Source organism: Acetobacterium tundrae (genome assembly GCF_008086615.1).
Classification (GTDB): Bacteria; Bacillota; Clostridia; order Eubacteriales; family Eubacteriaceae; genus Acetobacterium; species Acetobacterium tundrae.
The window spans coordinates 23,765-39,730 of sequence record NZ_RXYB01000001.1 but is presented as its reverse complement, the minus strand read 5'-3'; the positions used below and the strand labels follow the sequence as shown (position 1 = coordinate 39,730).

The window sequence follows — 15,966 nt, the reverse complement described above, 5'->3', positions numbered from 1 at the left end:
TTATCTTTCCATTAATCCTGGATAGAGAGGATATTTTTCAGTTAGATAAGCAACTTTTTCACGAGCTAAATCTAAATCCTTCTTAATTAAAGCCGCTTCAATCGCATCAGCAACTATTTCCATATCATTCTCATTTAAACCTCTGGTAGTTATTGCAGGTGTTCCCACTCGAATTCCACTGGTTACAAAAGGACTTTCTTTATCATAAGGAATGGCGTTTTTATTGGCTGTAATATTAACTTTACTCAATGTTTCATCAGCTTCTTTTCCGGTTAATCCCACTTTGCTGACATCCAGCAGCATCAGATGGTTATCTGTCCCCCCAGATATAATTCTAAATCCACGCTTTTCGAGAGCCGCTGCCAGGACTTTGGCATTTTTGACAACCTGTTCCTGATAAGCCCTAAACTCTGGAGTTGCCGCTTCTTTAAATGCAACCGCTTTTGCTGCGATCATATGCTCTAAAGGACCACCCTGTGTTCCGGGAAAAACCCCTTTGTCGATGAGTTTAGCATACTCCTTTTTGCATAAAATAATGCCGCCTCTTGGGCCTCTCAATGTTTTATGCGTCGTCGTAGTTACAAAATCTGCGTAAGGCACCGGGCTTTGATGCTGTCCTGCTGCAACAAGTCCTGCAATATGTGCCATATCCACCATTAAATAGCAACCTGCCGCTTTCGTCATTTTGGATATGCGCTCAAAATCAATAGCTCTTGGATATGAACTTGCGCCAACAACCACTAATTTAGGATGGTGTTCCTTTATAAGTTTTTCTATTTCATCGTAATTGATCATTTCCGTATCCTGATCAACACCGTAAGAAACGAAATGATAATATTTTCCAGAAAGATTAGCTGGACTTCCGTGAGTTAAATGCCCACCCTGATCCAGACGCATACCTAAAACCGTATCACCTGGTTCCAAAATAGCCATATAAACAGCTGTATTTGCTTGAGCACCGGAATGCGGTTGCACATTGGCATGTTCGGCACCAAAAAGAGCTTTTGCTCGATCAATGGCAACCTGTTCAATCTTATCCACATGAACACATCCTCCATAAAATCGATGTCCCGGGGTACCTTCTGCATATTTATTGGTTAAATGACTTCCCATGGTACTCATAACCGCTTCTGACACAAAGTTTTCAGAGGCTATTAACTCTAAATGACTTTGTTGCCGATGTAATTCCTTTTCCATGAGTTCGTAAATCTCTGGATCTGCAACCTTCACTTCTTCAAAAAACATACTTATCCTCCATAAAAACTCTTTCTATTGTCATTTACCGATTTGATAGCCTCTCTAAGGATGCGGCAATACTTTTCATATAGCTCGATAATTCTTCAGTCTTTTTCTTAAAATAAAATACAAACATTATGCCTGACATTAAAAAAAAGATAAGCAGTATCGGGATAATATTCCATGCCACACCAGCCATACTATTAACAAATTCATTCATATTGTCCTCCAACAGGCAAACTGTCCTCCTACAGGCGACACTTGTACGGCAATAACATTTACTATTGTAACACTTTATTTTGACATTGCAATACATTATAGGATATTTTCTTATTTATTCGTGTGATTTGAGCAAATTACTGTTCATTCAACTTACTCACTAATATATTAACGGTAATTACTTTAGTGTGTTTATTTTTGACTCTCCTTCGGATTAATAAATACGCCTGATTTTCCGCCTGATTTTTTTGCTAAATATATTTTTTCAATCGTCATTTCCCGATCAACTGCTTTACACATATCATAAATTGTAAGGGCTGCTATGGATACCGCCATTAGCGCTTCCATTTCCACACCGGTCTGTCCGGTATTTTTAACAGTCGCCTCAATCAAAATTTTTGAACGATCCTGATCAATTTCAAAAGCAATATCGCTTCCTGAAATAAAAATATTATGACACATGGGGATGAGATCAGCGGTGTGCTTAACGCCCATAATTCCAGCAATTTGCGCGACTCCCAGGACATCCCCCTTTTTCATTTGTCCATCAATTATTTTTTGCAGAGTCTCTTTTTTCATAGCAATTGAGCCCTTGGCTATGGCAACCCGTTCGGTTGTGTGTTTTTCTGTAACATCCACCATTCGGCCTCTTCCAGCTTCATTAAAATGGGTAAACTCTAAATTCTCTTTTTCCATATTCAACCTCCAATTTCATTCATATTTCTCAATAATTGTTTTTCATTTTCATCAATATGATGTTGTTCCGGTTTTTCGCCAACGGCCTGTTTCACTATCTCTTCATAGCTCTTGCCTTCTTTTCGAAGGGCTACGATATCAATTTCGAAGTCCGAATGAAGACAGGGTTTAATTTTGCCGTCGGAGGTAACCCGAATGCGATTGCATTCTTTACAGAAATGTTTGCTAATTGGATTAATCAGACCGACTTTTCCTTTTGCCCCAGGCAGCCGATAATATATGGCTGGCCCTGATTTGTCCAGTTCAATAACTGACTGCAGTTCTGGCACTTGTCTTAAAACCTCATCATTTGACAGGTATTTATTTTCAGCAAAACCGATTGATTCTCCCAACGGCATCAGCTCAATGAAGCGAATATCCACTTCATGATCTTTTGTAAAGTTAACAAAGGAACCGATTTCATCATCATTAAAGCCCTTAATAAGAACGGTGTTGATTTTTATGGGATGCATTCCCACTTCCTTTGCCGCTTCAATTCCTGCCAGTACATCTTCAATATGCCCCCAGCGCGTTATTTGATGATATTTATCCGGATCAAAGGTATCTAAACTGATATTCACTCGTGTTAATCCCGCTTTTTTTAATTCTTTTGCATATTTTGGCAATAAAATACCATTCGTTGTCATCGTTAAATCTTTTATTTCTGGAATCATGCCAATCTCTCGGACCAGGTCCACAATACCATGCCGAACCAATGGTTCCCCGCCAGTCAACCGAACCTTGTCAATGCCTAACGCAACGCCAGCTTTTATTAGGTCGAGCATTTCTTCAAAAGATAGGTTCTTAGTATGAGCGTGTTTCTCAACCCCCTCTTCCGGCATACAGTACACACATCGCAAATTACACAAATCTGTTATGGAGAGACGCATGTAATTAATTTTTCTACCGTAATGATCCTTCATCAGTTTCCTGCTTTCTCCCCTGTGTCTTCTAAGGGTTTTTCTGTCTCTTAGCTTTTCAATAACATAACCCTGATTCTTAGTTTTTCAACATATTTTTCTGTTGTTTCTATTCTAACGATTTTTCTTTAAAAAAACAACCTGAATTACGCTCTTTAATTATTCATTAAAAATTGTTATACTGTAGGAGAAAATCTTTTAAAGTGTGAATTTTTCACATTTAATATTTAAGGAGAAAATAATGTATCGAACAGGAATAATGACCTTAAGCGATAAAGGCTCCCAAGGTCAACGAGAAGATAAAAGCGGCCCTTTAATTCAAACGATGCTGGAATCAGTGGGGAATTATGATGTCGTAAAAACGACGATACTCCCTGATGATGTCGACACCATCAAAGAATCTCTGATTGCCTGGGTTGATGCGGATAATCTGGATTTAATTCTAACCACCGGCGGTACGGGATTTTCCCAACGAGACTGGACACCGGAAGCTACAGCAGCCGTATGTGATCGAATGGCCCCAGGCATTCCAGAAGCAATGCGATATTATAGCCTACAAATAACACCAAAGGCGATGTTAAGCAGAGCAACCGCTGGGATCCGGAAAAGAACACTCATTATCAATCTTCCTGGCAGCCCGAAAGCTGTTAAAGAAAACCTCGAAGCCATTTTACCTGCACTTGACCATGGCTTGGAAATGCTGTTGAGTTCCGGTTCCGCTGATTGCGGTGAACCGATCAAATAATCTGTATAAAAAAAACGCATCTCACTAAACCGAGGTACGTTTTTTTTTATTTTTAAAGCTCTAGCCCATTAAGAATATCACGTAATTGTACCAGCTCATCCGCTGTCAATGTGATCCCTTTTCGCATTTTCTCATGATCCGCATTCCAATCTCTCAGATCGTATTTTGGATCACGTTCGTTCCAACTAACCAAGTTTAATTCTTTTTGCCACCCATTCGGCAATTCGCTTAAAACACCTATTTCTTCTACAACTTTAAAAGTAATTGCTGCTGCCATCTCGTCCTCACTTTTTACTGTAATAATTCATCTAGTTTTCCACTAAAATCAATTTCTTTAAGTTCTGAAAAACCTCCGATAAAAGTCTCGCCAATAAAGATAAAAGGTACCGTATAATGATTCGTTTGTTCCTGTAATTGTCGCCGGGTTTTGTCATCATTATAAATATCAGTATCGGTATATTTTAGCCCCTTATCATCCAGAAGTTTTTTTGCCCCATTGCAATACGGACAGTGTGCCCAAGTGTATAACTTAATTTCCTTTTTCATCGGTCATCCTTTCCAACTCTCATAGTTTGTTCTTAGTTCGTTTTTCTCTACATTCATTCATTTTAACGCTTATTTTCTAACTGTCAACAAATAATTCTTAAAATTTTGTAGAATTATTGAGTTATTTATCGTATTATTATTCTAACAACAAATAAAAGGAGATAATGATGCAAAATGTAACTGTCGTGGATCATCCACTCATCACACACAAATTAACCCACCTTCGAAAGATAGAAACCTCTTCCCGAGAATTCAGGGAATTAGTCAAAGAACTATCCAGCCTCATGGCTTGGGAAGTGACTAAAAACTTTCCATTGAAAGATATTGACATTGAAACCCCCATATGCCAAACAACACAAAAAGTTCTAGCTGAAAAGGATGTCGTTATTGTTCCCATTTTGCGGGCGGGACTGGGGATGGTCGAAGGATTCACTAATATTATTCCCAAAGCAAAAATTGGCCATATCGGGCTTTATCGAGACCCTGAAACCCTACAGGCGGTTGAGTACTATAAGAAACTCCCGTCTGATATTGCGGAGAGAGAAGCGATTATCGTCGATCCCATGCTTGCTACCGGTGTCTCTGTCATCCACACCATTCGACTTTTAAAAGAAGCCAATTGTAAGAATATCAAAGTTGTTCATATTCTTGCCTGTCCCGAGGGAATTAAAGCCGTAACAACCGCTTATCCGGAGATACCGATTTTCTGCGCTGCCATCGATGATCACCTCAATGAACATTCCTATATTGTTCCTGGTTTAGGTGATGCCGGAGATCGGCTTTTCGGAACAAAATAACACTCAATTTATTAAATTGGAGGCTACCATGAAACGATCAGGATATAACTTATTCACTGCAATAGCTCTTATCGTTGGGATCGTCGTTGGATCAGGTATCTTTTTTAAAAGTGATAATATTCTTATTGCCACCAATGGAAATGTTTTTTTGGGAATTCTCATCTTTGTTGTCGCTGCGATCAGTATCGTATTTGGGTGTTTGACCATTGCCGAACTGGCAGCGAGAACAGATCTTCCCGGAGGGATCCTTACCTATGCTAAAGAATTTATCAGCCCGAGTATGGGCTGTGCCTATGGTTGGTTCCAGACTTTTATTTATCTGCCAACTATCACAGCCATTTTAATCTGGGTATCCGGCATCTATTTTTGTATTCTGTTTAATGTGAACCAAACTCTGGAAATTCAAATTCTGTTGGGAATTTGCTGTTTTTTTGTTTTTTATATCATAAACATCCTTTCAGCTAAAATCGGCGGAGGGTTTCAAAGTATTGCCATGATTATTAAACTTCTCCCCCTCATTGTCATTGGGATTGTCGGTCTAATATTTGGCGGAACAAACACCACCTTTGCTAATGATGCCCTTTCCCAAGTATCATCCACAGGCTGGCTCGGCGCCATCGCTCCAATTGCCTTTTCTTTTGACGGATGGATTATCTCCACAACAGTAGCCTATGAAATAAAGAACAGCAAGCGCAACCTTCCTTTAGCTCTTTCAATTAGTCCACTCATCATTCTGGTCCTCTATCTCATTTACTTTGTTGGCATTTCCAATTTAGTCGGACCCACCACCATTATGAAAATGGGTGATGCTCATCTGGATTTTGCCGCGAATATGATTTTTGGTCCCAGCGGAGCAAAGATCGTCATGTTGTTTGTTTTTATTTCTGTTTTGGGCACCTTAAACGGATTGATCATGGGTATGATCCGCCTGCCGTATGCTTTGGGTTTGGATAACATGATTCCAAAAGCAACTATCCTTGCACGCATTTCTCCCAAAGTCGATTTTCCAGTGAATTCAGCACTCTTTTCCCTCGTCCTCATTGCCTTTTGGTTGGTCGTTCACTATTTCACTCAAAAATTCGCATTGTTCCCAAATTCTGATATTTCTGAAATCGCCATTGTTACCAGCTATCTATTGTATCTGGGCTTATATTATAAAGTTTTTATTTTATGGAAAAAGAAAGAAATAAAAAGCTTATTTAGAGGACTTATCTGTCCGATTTTCGCATCTATTGGTTCCTTGATTATTTTCTCTGGCGGTCTTCAAAACCCACTATTCGGATTATATCTTAGCATTTGCCTGATTGCCTTTGGATCCGGCTACGCTTACTACCGCTTTGGCGTTTTAAAAAAGAAAATACAAATAAAATAAATTTTTATTTTATGTTAGATTATAAATATTAGGGTATATAGTTAATATAGCTTTTCTCCTCAAAGCATATACAATAGAAAGATGGCCATCCCTTTATTAGGGATGGCCTCTTTCTATTTATAACCTGACTGATTTACACATATACGATGTTGACCTCTTTGTTAAAGCAGCGAAGTAAATCAATCAACTCTTGGGTAATCCGCCATTTTGTAGTCAATTCTTCGGGAAAATCCGGATTTTGATGATCCGGGTTAATCGAATTTCCCATGATGATATCAATCGTCGTACATTTGTTAATTAGATAATTTGCCAGCATAGAAGCCCCGTTTTTTGCTTCGAATATTTCATGGCCACATCGGTTATTCAGATATTCTTTAAGTAAGTGAACCGTTTCTCTAATCGTCAAAACTCCTTCCGTTACCAAATCCACACCTTTCATATACCCAACCGGTGGAACTCTGTCAGAAATGGTGGAAAGATCAATTTCAATTTCTTCCCCATATTCCCGCGACACAATATTTCCAGCCGTTCCTCCGCAGATAATTTTTTTCCCCCGAGCCTTATCCAGCAATCGCTTGACTTCAGCATCCTTTGACTTGTCAAGAGGAGGCCCTGAGAATATTGTCAGATAACTTCTCTCTTCAGCTCTAATAACAACTGCTGTGGTATCATCTCCCGGTTCCTCTCCGTAAAGGTTGTAACAGGTATCAATCAGCGCCATGGAAATTTCCTTTGCGTTTTTGTTTTCATAAGTTCGTGCCAATATATAATCTGACGCTTCCTCCCATTGCCATCCAAAGTTTAAAAGATTCCCTATTCCGGCATGAATGACACCATCACTAAAGAAAGCCAAAATATCGTCTTTTTCAATTTTTATCGTCGTTTCAAAAACGGATTTTTCTTGAAATTGTATGGGTTTTCTATCCAATTCAATAATTTCTCCATCACGAATGAATATCAGTGGCGGATTGTCAAACTCAAGAATATAGGCTGTCCGATTGCGAAAAACCTGTACAATAGTAAAAGTAGAATAAGCAAGATTACGAACCTTGCATTTTGGCAAGGTCTCTTCCAATGTCTCAAGGACATCCATAATTCCCATTTTTTCTTCCAGCATCGTTGCGGTAATGGTCGAAGTCATTGTTGCCAATATATTGGCTTTAACCCCGCTCCCTAAACCATCCGCCAATACCACGATGATACTTTCATCATTAATCCGAATTTCGACATTGTCTCCGCAAAGTTCTTCATGAACTTTATTGACGCTGTCATGGGCAATATCCATAAATAAAGACATTAAAATTCATCCTCCCGATTTCCCACAATTTTTTGCAGTTTTGTCAAGGTTACCTTGGTTTCAGCCGTTGTTTCCCCCAGTAATCCGGCAATCTCGTGAGCAACCCGCATCTGTTTGTCGATGACTCGCTGTGCCATACTAAGGGTTTCTTCCTGCATTTTTAGAAAATCCTGTTCCCGTTGCTCCTGTTTGGTAATGTCAATAAAAATTCCCATATACAATTCTTCTTTCGGTATATAGGTCAGTATTTCCATAAAGACCAGGTTTTCACGTTCATAAATCCCTTTTCCTGTATAGAGGCAGTTTTTTTCATAATTCAGTTTTCTAAATGGATCATAATCCAGAACTTCCATAAAATTATAATGGAAAACATCTTCCTTTTTAACTTTAAACAGTTTCTCCGCTGCACCATTAAATTCAATAATACGATAAGTTTTGTCAAGAATCGCAATTGCATTTGGGGTTGTTGTGACAATGATATTCGAAATGGCTTCGTTTTGACTCGATATCAGCGGCAAACACATTTCGATTTCTGCCATATTCCAATATACCGCCCTAGCCTTGTCTCGACAGGTGTCATATCCGCAAGTTCCACAATTCAATTCATCCCGCTTATTGAATTTTGACATTTGTCTCAGAATTTTCTCAAGTTCCTCTTCCGGCACTTTCCCAAGATGATGAACCGGACGCTTATGAAAACTTCTTTTCGTATCGATTTCAGGAATCTTTTCCACTGATAATTTGTTTTTGTTCATGTCAATATAAGTTTGCAGCATTTCCACCTTTTCATATTTGGATAACCGGCTATGGATATTCCCCGGGCCATTAATACATCCTTCCTCACAGGCATTCATTTCGATCCAATATTTTTTGTCCAAATTTTGTATTTCATCCATAAATAGAATACAGTCTGCTACTCCATCGATTTGTAAAATCTTTCGACTGCCGTCTAAATCTTCAACACAACTTTTTGAAAGTCCTCCAATTTGAGAATATAATCTTCCAATGTTTGTTCCGATGGCATCGAATGCTTCCACATCTGATTTAGTGGCATCGATATTTTTTTCCTTCATCCAAACATCAATTTCATCAAACGTCAGCACGGCATCAATGATTCCACTTACTTCTTCTTCAAGAACCTCCATTTTTTTTGCAAGGCAGGCTCCCGCATATACGATCTTTGCATCAGGATATTTTTCTTTTAAAATTTTTCCGTGGGCAATCATGGGTGAAACTTGTTTACTCAAAGAGGAAACAAATTGAGGATAATATATTTCGATCAGATTTTTGATAGCAGCACATGAAGACGCAATGACAAACTGATTATTACTATAATAATCTTTTATATAGGAATTAGCGACGGCATCTCCCCCAATCGATGTTTCTTCGATAATGCTAAACCCGAGTTCTCTAAGCGCTCCAATATATTGTCTGGGATGATCCATATAATAAGTTGACGGAAAAACGCCTTCTAAACTCAATACCACTTTTTCATTTTTTAACCATTGTTTGACAACTGAAACATCGCTTTGAATTTCCTTTGCATTATGGGGACAAATTTTAATACAGTTTCCACATCCGATACACATCGTTTCTATGATCTGCGCATGTTTGTCTTTCAGTTTTATGGCCTTGATGGGACAATTTCGAATACACTTATAACAATTTCGACATTTTTCTTTAGAAAAATTAATAATACCCAATTAATTCTCTCCTATTATCTGATTAAAAATTTTTTCAACATTCTTCATTGAAACAGCATAAATAACATCATTATATTCAACCGAAACACCTTCAGCACAATGTCCCATACAAAAGGAACCAACCAATTCAATTTCTTCTTTTAGGCCCTGCTCGTCAATCAGTCGATTGAATGCCTGCACCACCTTATAAGATCCATTTACATGACAAGCACTGCCAACACAAACTCTTATTGTTTTCATCTCACGTTCCTCTTCCAAAAATCTAATTACTTCATATTATCATCAGAAAAATTGACTGTCAATGTTTCAATAAAAATGTTATGATAAATAAATTAACTTAGTTGCTTTTTCAAATTCAGATAATTTATCACTTATTATATTTAACCGCTTTCAATCTATGACTACTTATATGCACTTTTATTTACCCTGTAATTTTTTACTTAAACAATATTTTTATCCTCCTTACAAGCATGAATATAAGCTATTCCTTAATTTGTTCCTAAATTCTCTTCTTCCTTGACGTTAGGCATATTATTTGCTAAAATCATACTAATTGAATATTAATTTATTGACAAAATAAAAACCAATCCTTTCAGTGCTTTTTATTTTTTTGCCAGTAAATGTTCGTTGAAAATGTCCATGCTTTTGATTATTATGAGAACTGATAGTATTGATAAAATTTCAGAATGCTTTAAGCAGTTATTTTACTTTTCCACTGTCCCTTTTGCGCATATTTAATAGCGATTTTGAACCAATGGAATTACTGTTTTTTTATCGTATTTAATTAATTGACTGTTCCTTTTTCATCTGAATATTATTTACTTTCCACTAAAGAAAAAAACAAATTTGACGAAGATTAATATGTTAATAACAACTAATTTAACTGGTCTTAATCTTTTACAGACCATAATGAATTGTCTTTGTTAAATTTAAAGGAGGATCAGTTTTTGAACATTGGTTATATCATTGCTTTTGTATTTTCCTGGATATCCATTATCGCCGCATTCCTTATTGAAGGTGGCAGCATCGTATCCTTATTATCACCAACCGGGTTTATGATTGTAATCCTCGGAACGCTTGGTGCTACTGTTATGTCTTTCCCCTTGTCCGACATAAAACACGTCCCCAAACTATTTAAAGTTCTTATTAAAAATGATAAGAATGATCTACTGTCTTTAATTGAACAAATTAAGGCCATGTCAAAAACAGCGAGAACAAAAGGGATTTTAAGTCTTGAAAAGGAAATTGTTGATCAAACCGATATTGACCCTTTTACCAAACGCGGACTAGAATTCATTCTAGACGGTCTCGATCCGGTGAAAACAAGGGAAGCGCTGGAATCAGATCTTGAGATGATGTCGCACCGGCACAAATCAGGGGCAGCGGTTTTTGAAGCCGCCGGCGGTTATGCACCTACCATGGGTATTATCGGAACGGTTATGGGTCTGATCAATGTATTGGGTCAAATGTCTTCAAACCCGGATGGGTTAGGCGAATCCATTGCAGTCGCCTTTATTTGCACTCTATATGGTATTGCAACTGCAAACCTTATTTGGCTTCCCATCGCAAGTACTCTTAAAATGAAAAGCAAAGAAGAAATCGTTCGTAATTCAATGATCATCGAAGGTTTAATTCTTCTCCAAGAAGGCGCAAATCCTAATTTTATTGAAGACAAACTTAAGGGCTATCTATCCAAAGAAGATTTAGCAAAAGCCGGCGGCGGAGACTCTAAAGACGCGAAAAAATCTTCAGGTAAATCAAAGAAAAAAGATAAATAGAAGGAGTTTGAGCTAATCAATGAAACACCAAGAAGAACCGGAAAAAGACAACAGCGAGCGATGGATGCTCTCTTACCTAGATTTTATTACATTACTCTTTGTTTTTTTTGTACTTCTGTATTCCATGAGTAATGTTGACCAACAAAAATATGAAGCATTGGCAAAATCACTCAATTCTGCCCTGGCTGGTGATCAGCAGAGCATTGCCGGCGCACAACAAGGCAGTCCTGAGGAAATGCTTGCCGGTATTACGACAACTGCGAACAATGCAACTGCTGATCAAGGAAATACAGTAGAAGAAGATCTTCAAAATATTGTTAATTTAGTAAACACATTAATCACCGAAAAAGGTCTTCAAAATCAGGTTACCGTAAACATGGGTGATATCGGTGTCTGGATTACCTTTAAAGATTATGTCCTGTTTGATTCCGGAAGCACAGCGATAAAACCTGAAACGGTGAATATTTTAACCGATCTCGGAGGAATTTTAAAAACGGTGGATAATTATGTCCGAATCGAAGGTTATACTGATAATGTACCTATACAAAATAGCATCTACAGCAATAATTGGGATCTTTCTGTCATGCGTGCTTCAAAAGTTCTAGATCTAATTGTAACAAATTCCGGTTTCCCTTCAGAAAAGATCAGTGCCATCGGCTACGGGGAATATCGACCGGTGGCAACAAATGATACCGAAGACGGACGATCTAAAAACAGAAGAGTTGATATTGTCATATTAAGAACAGATTTTAATGCCACTGAAGCAGTTCATTAGTTATCACACTAACTATATTTTGCCCTGAAATGTAAACATAGACTTCATTATACCTATACTATTGTAAATTGAAAGAGAGGCCCACTTTATGAGATTTGTACCGACATCTTGCTTGCGAGAAGGAATGACCCTAGGTAATAACCTTTGGGGTAAAAACGGAGAACTGGTACTGGCACAAGACGTTGTCCTGACACAAGAATATATCCGTAGAATCGGAAATCTTAATTATAATGGTATCTATGTGGAGGATGCTGTATCAAGAGATTTAGAAATTGCAAATATTATCGATGATCGTATTAAGGCTCATACTGTTAGTTGTGTTAAAGATGTATTCATTTGCGCTGAAAATACAAATACAATAACAAAGCAGAGCTTCACCGAAATGCAGAATCAAATTGAAACCATTGTTGACGAAATTTTGAATAATAAAAGTACCATGGTTAACATGATCGATTTAAAAGTCTTTGATGACTATACTTATTTTCATTCTGTCAACGTTGCCGTTTTATCAATTGTGCTGGGCGTATCCATGGGTTTAAAAAAACAAGTATTGAGTGATCTTGGTATTGGTGCCATATTACACGATATCGGAAAAATATTTGTTGATAAAGATATTCTACTCAAAAACGGTGCACTAACCAATAATGAGTTTGGTGAAATTAAAAAGCACAGTCAGTATGGTTATGACTATATAAAAAAAGAATTCAATATGAATCAGTCTTCCAAACTGGGAATTCTTGAACATCATGAAAAATATGAAGGCGGAGGCTATCCAAACAGTAAAATGGGCGAAAATATTTCATTGTTTGGCCGCATCATCGCCATTGCAGATGTTTATGATGCGATGACTTCCGACCGATCCTACCGAAAAGCAATTATACCTTCGGAAGTGATCGAATACATTATGGGAAATTCCGAAATTCTTTTTGATCCTGAGCTGGTCAATATTTTCATTAAAAAAATCGCCCCCTATCCGACCGGAACTTGTGTGGAATTGAGCAATGGTTTATCCGGTATTGTCACTGAAAATTATGAAAACTACTGTATGAGACCTAAAATCAGGATTTATAAGAATGGAAATCAAGATGTTAAAATGTATGATATAAATTTAGCAGATAAACAGTTTCTTAATGTGACCATCACCAAAGTGATTGAACTATAGAAAAAACACTAAATTGCTTCAATAACCCTAGGTAGAACTTGGGTTTTTTTATTTTACATTCTTTTAAATTACGATAGAATCTTCGGAAACATAATCATACCATCTCAAAAAAGGAGTTATGATGACAGTACTCAATAATGATCCCCGTATTAATCGTAATAATTCATATAGCCTTCGTCAAATCATCCTTTTTCTTACCAGTCAAACCATTTCCCTGTTTGGCTCTTCTATTGTAGCCTATGCCATTATTTGGTATGTAACTCTAACGACTGCTTCCGGTTTTATGATGACTATTTCTACCTTGTGCAGCTTTCTCCCCCAAATTTTAGTATCTCTTTTTGCCGGCGTCTGGGCTGACCGCTATCATCGAAAATACTTGATAATCCTGGCCGATGCCCTCATTTCACTGGCAACACTCGTTCTGGCAATTCTTTTTTTTATGGGTTATCAGGAGCTCTGGCTGCTTTTTTTAGTTTCGGGCATTCGCTCATTTGGGGCCGGAATCCAATCCCCAGCCGTTAATGCGCTGATTCCTCAACTCGTTCCAGAAAATAAATTGATGAAAATCAATGGGATCAATGGCAGCATTCAATCCCTAACCTTTATTGTCGCTCCTGCCATCAGTGGCGGTTTACTTACTGTTTTTCCCCTTGAATATACTTTTCTTATTGATATCGTCACTGCGATGATTGCTGTGGGAATTCTATTTCTCATTCCCATTCCGATTCATTCCAAAGCTCTGGAAAAAAAAGCAGCCTCTGTCTTATCTGATTTAAAAGAAGGGCTGAAAGTCATTCATCATGACCAGTTTATCAAGACTCTTTTTATTTACTATGCCCTGATCATGTTTTTTATCACTCCGGCGGCTTTTTTAACACCGCTTCTCATTACCCGCCTTTACGGAGGTGAGATATGGCGATTAACATTCAATGAAATTTTTTTCAGTGGCGGCACAATGTTTGGCGGAATCATCATCACAATCTGGGGCGGTTATAACCGTCGAATCAAAACTGTTTCAGTCGGATCTTTCGCCTTCGGTCTCGCAATTGCGGCCATGGGATTAGCTCCAAATTTTATTCTCTATTTACTATTTATTTTTGCATCCGGTTTAGCAATTCCGTTTTTTTCAGTACCAACTACCGTACTGTTGCAGGAACAGGTTGAGGCTGATATTCAAGGACGTATTTTCAGCATTTTACAGCTTATTGGGACCACCGCACTCCCTCTGGGTATGCTTATCTTCGGCCCAATGGCTGATTATATTCCCATTGAATTTTTGCTCATCATTACCGGAATTCTGATGACTTTATGCAGTTTTTCAATTATTAAAAACAAGTCGCTGGCAACCGAAAAGAATCGGTAAACTGAATTTTACGCTTTTCCCATTTTTCTCCATTTTGGCAATGGAATAGCAGCACCGATAACAGCACCGATCGTCATTGGAATAATTCCGTTAATCGGGAAACAAATAAGCAGCAGGAAGATAACTGCCATCGGCTTTCGCATAATTGTAGCTGTTAACGCGGCTGTCACGACTGCCACACAAAAAACAGGATCAATTGGAATCACAAGGGCACAGGCATAACCTATGGCAACCCCTGAAAAAATTGTTGGAAAGATATTACCACCGCGCCAGCCCATTTCAACACAAATGTTTCCCATCAGTAATTTCACTGCGCCAGTCAGGAGCAGCACGCCAAAACCGATACTCTGCCATGAGTTCATCACAACGGTCATTTGCTGTTCACCGGCAAACATGGTATATGGCAGAAATATCCCCACTCCGCCAAGAATCATTCCTCCCAGGATGGTTTTTAGGATGATATATTTATTTAAAGGCCTCACAATTACTTTCATAACACGTTGGAAAACAAAATAAATCATTCCGGCAATCACACCAATCAATGCCAAAGGAATGGCTGCCAGCCACTCACCTCCAGATACGCTCTCAATGGCCGGAAAGCGCCCTAAGCCCATGCCTCCTCCAAAGATACTGGTTAACAGGTTTAAAGCGCCAAAGCCCCCAAGAATTCCAACAAAATACATGAATATTTTTGTGTTTTTAGGAATCACAGTGGGCTTGGTTTCATCCTCAATCTGATTCGCAAAAGCAAATAAAGGGGAACCAAATATGACACCAACGGTAGCCGCCATCCCAATTTGAGCCAGCTCTTCAACCTCAGAAAAGATAAATTCAAAGCGATCTGAAAACCAAAAACACAAACCCACAATCACACCGGTCAGCCCGGCTTCGGGTCCAATACTTCCGCCAAAAATCAAAGGCAATAAGGCGGCAACTGCCACAACCGGAATATTATTATATGGTACTTTATTGCCTTTTTTAACCTCAACCATAATTTCACTCATTTCATGAGGATACGGTCCAAATCGCTTTGACCAGATGCCGATGAGCGCCCCGCCGAGGGCACAAATAACAACCGGATAAAGGGTAAAATTTACATGAGTTGGTACAAACTCCCAGACAAAGCCAATACCTAGATCCATAATATACAGCAATATCCATGTAACCCCGCCGACAACGCCGCCCAATAAGGCTACAAAGAAACTCATAATTAATATCTTTTTTAGTTTAATCCCCACCGCAACCTCCCGTTTTTAGTATTAAATATATTATATCTTTTCTATTTATTATAATCAATGTAATGGTTTAAGGATGCTTT

17 protein-coding genes are annotated in these 15,966 nt (G+C 38.2%); 7 read left to right on the top strand and 10 right to left on the bottom strand.

Annotation, left to right across the window (positions count from 1 at the left end; all coding sequences use genetic code 11):
- The 4 genes from FZC40_RS00185 to moaA all read right to left on the bottom strand — a co-directional run bounded on the left by FZC40_RS00185 (position 1) and on the right by moaA (position 3,113).
- Positions 1–1,251, bottom strand: coding sequence for a serine hydroxymethyltransferase (locus tag FZC40_RS00185; protein WP_420534728.1), 1,251 nt, complete (start codon positions 1,249–1,251; stop codon positions 1–3).
- Between the two features lie 28 nt (positions 1,252–1,279).
- Positions 1,280–1,456, bottom strand: a complete 177-nt coding sequence (locus tag FZC40_RS16985; protein WP_170253980.1) for a hypothetical protein — start codon at positions 1,454–1,456, stop codon at positions 1,280–1,282.
- A gap of 191 nt (positions 1,457–1,647) precedes the next feature.
- Positions 1,648–2,151, bottom strand: coding sequence for a cyclic pyranopterin monophosphate synthase MoaC (gene moaC / locus FZC40_RS00180; protein ID WP_148601933.1), 504 nt, complete (start codon positions 2,149–2,151; stop codon positions 1,648–1,650).
- A 2-nt stretch (positions 2,152–2,153) separates the two neighbouring features.
- On the bottom strand, positions 2,154–3,113 hold the full coding sequence (gene moaA, locus FZC40_RS00175; RefSeq protein WP_148601932.1) for a GTP 3',8-cyclase MoaA: 960 nt from the start codon (positions 3,111–3,113) through the stop codon (positions 2,154–2,156).
- Between the two features lie 238 nt (positions 3,114–3,351).
- On the opposite strand from moaA, the gene mog reads away from it, so the two are divergent.
- Positions 3,352–3,855, top strand: coding sequence for a molybdopterin adenylyltransferase (gene mog, locus FZC40_RS00170; protein ID WP_148601931.1), 504 nt, complete (start codon positions 3,352–3,354; stop codon positions 3,853–3,855).
- Between the two features lie 52 nt (positions 3,856–3,907).
- On the opposite strand, the gene FZC40_RS00165 is transcribed toward mog, so the two are convergent.
- Positions 3,908–4,132 (bottom strand): YdbC family protein, encoded by a 225-nt coding sequence (locus tag FZC40_RS00165; RefSeq protein WP_148567772.1) that lies wholly within the window; start codon positions 4,130–4,132, stop codon positions 3,908–3,910.
- Positions 4,133–4,146: 14 nt separating this feature from the next.
- Complete coding sequence (locus FZC40_RS00160; protein WP_148601930.1) at positions 4,147–4,401, bottom strand: glutaredoxin domain-containing protein; 255 nt, start codon at positions 4,399–4,401, stop codon at positions 4,147–4,149.
- A 167-nt stretch (positions 4,402–4,568) separates the two neighbouring features.
- Here FZC40_RS00160 and upp point away from each other — a divergent pair, with 167 nt between their 5' ends.
- Together upp and FZC40_RS00150 are read left to right on the top strand one after the other, a co-directional pair.
- Positions 4,569–5,198: a uracil phosphoribosyltransferase gene (gene upp / locus FZC40_RS00155; RefSeq protein ID WP_148601929.1), complete on the top strand. Its 630-nt coding sequence runs from the start codon at positions 4,569–4,571 to the stop codon at positions 5,196–5,198.
- 28 nt (positions 5,199–5,226) lie between these two features.
- Positions 5,227–6,570: an APC family permease gene (locus FZC40_RS00150; RefSeq protein ID WP_148601928.1), complete on the top strand. Its 1,344-nt coding sequence runs from the start codon at positions 5,227–5,229 to the stop codon at positions 6,568–6,570.
- Positions 6,571–6,703: 133 nt separating this feature from the next.
- Here FZC40_RS00150 and FZC40_RS00145 read toward each other — a convergent pair whose 3' ends face one another.
- The 3 genes from FZC40_RS00145 to FZC40_RS00135 are packed head-to-tail and all read right to left on the bottom strand — an operon-like array spanning position 6,704 to position 9,828.
- Positions 6,704–7,867, bottom strand: a complete 1,164-nt coding sequence (locus tag FZC40_RS00145; protein ID WP_148601927.1) for a SpoIIE family protein phosphatase — start codon at positions 7,865–7,867, stop codon at positions 6,704–6,706.
- Positions 7,867–9,570 (bottom strand): [Fe-Fe] hydrogenase large subunit C-terminal domain-containing protein, encoded by a 1,704-nt coding sequence (locus FZC40_RS00140; RefSeq protein ID WP_148601926.1) that lies wholly within the window; start codon positions 9,568–9,570, stop codon positions 7,867–7,869. Before FZC40_RS00140 ends, FZC40_RS00145 begins: the two co-directional genes overlap by 1 nt.
- On the bottom strand, positions 9,571–9,828 hold the full coding sequence (locus tag FZC40_RS00135) for a (2Fe-2S) ferredoxin domain-containing protein (protein ID WP_279233297.1): 258 nt from the start codon (positions 9,826–9,828) through the stop codon (positions 9,571–9,573).
- 689 nt (positions 9,829–10,517) lie between these two features.
- On the opposite strand from FZC40_RS00135, the gene FZC40_RS00130 reads away from it, so the two are divergent.
- The 4 genes from FZC40_RS00130 (at position 10,518) to FZC40_RS00115 (ending at position 14,648) form a co-directional block, all read left to right on the top strand.
- Entirely contained in the window at positions 10,518–11,348 is an 831-nt protein-coding gene (locus tag FZC40_RS00130) for a flagellar motor protein (RefSeq protein ID WP_186843627.1), read from the top strand.
- A 19-nt stretch (positions 11,349–11,367) separates the two neighbouring features.
- Positions 11,368–12,123 carry a flagellar motor protein MotB gene (locus FZC40_RS00125; RefSeq protein WP_148601923.1) on the top strand — a complete coding sequence of 252 codons (756 nt, stop codon included), beginning with the start codon at positions 11,368–11,370 and terminating at the stop codon, positions 12,121–12,123.
- 88 nt (positions 12,124–12,211) lie between these two features.
- Positions 12,212–13,285 carry an HD-GYP domain-containing protein gene (locus FZC40_RS00120; RefSeq protein WP_148601922.1) on the top strand — a complete coding sequence of 358 codons (1,074 nt, stop codon included), beginning with the start codon at positions 12,212–12,214 and terminating at the stop codon, positions 13,283–13,285.
- Positions 13,286–13,406: 121 nt separating this feature from the next.
- Positions 13,407–14,648: an MFS transporter gene (locus FZC40_RS00115; protein WP_148601921.1), complete on the top strand. Its 1,242-nt coding sequence runs from the start codon at positions 13,407–13,409 to the stop codon at positions 14,646–14,648.
- 8 nt (positions 14,649–14,656) lie between these two features.
- Here the strand turns inward: FZC40_RS00115 and FZC40_RS00110 are convergent, their stop codons facing one another.
- Positions 14,657–15,886 carry a chloride channel protein gene (locus FZC40_RS00110; protein WP_243135595.1) on the bottom strand — a complete coding sequence of 410 codons (1,230 nt, stop codon included), beginning with the start codon at positions 15,884–15,886 and terminating at the stop codon, positions 14,657–14,659.
- Positions 15,887–15,966 lie beyond the last annotated feature (80 nt).

Coding starts and splice junctions, on each gene's coding strand:
- FZC40_RS00115 (WP_148601921.1), top strand. CDS start 13,407: ATGACAGTACTCAATAATGATCCCCGTATTAATCGTAATAATTCATAT.
- FZC40_RS00165 (WP_148567772.1), bottom strand. CDS start 4,132: ATGGCAGCAGCAATTACTTTTAAAGTTGTAGAAGAAATAGGTGTTTTA.
- FZC40_RS00145 (WP_148601927.1), bottom strand. CDS start 7,867: ATGTCTTTATTTATGGATATTGCCCATGACAGCGTCAATAAAGTTCAT.
- FZC40_RS00150 (WP_148601928.1), top strand. CDS start 5,227: ATGAAACGATCAGGATATAACTTATTCACTGCAATAGCTCTTATCGTT.
- upp (WP_148601929.1), top strand. CDS start 4,569: ATGCAAAATGTAACTGTCGTGGATCATCCACTCATCACACACAAATTA.
- moaA (WP_148601932.1), bottom strand. CDS start 3,113: ATGAAGGATCATTACGGTAGAAAAATTAATTACATGCGTCTCTCCATA.
- FZC40_RS00120 (WP_148601922.1), top strand. CDS start 12,212: ATGAGATTTGTACCGACATCTTGCTTGCGAGAAGGAATGACCCTAGGT.
- moaC (WP_148601933.1), bottom strand. CDS start 2,151: ATGGAAAAAGAGAATTTAGAGTTTACCCATTTTAATGAAGCTGGAAGA.
- FZC40_RS16985 (WP_170253980.1), bottom strand. CDS start 1,456: ATGAATGAATTTGTTAATAGTATGGCTGGTGTGGCATGGAATATTATC.
- FZC40_RS00125 (WP_148601923.1), top strand. CDS start 11,368: ATGAAACACCAAGAAGAACCGGAAAAAGACAACAGCGAGCGATGGATG.
- FZC40_RS00160 (WP_148601930.1), bottom strand. CDS start 4,401: ATGAAAAAGGAAATTAAGTTATACACTTGGGCACACTGTCCGTATTGC.
- mog (WP_148601931.1), top strand. CDS start 3,352: ATGTATCGAACAGGAATAATGACCTTAAGCGATAAAGGCTCCCAAGGT.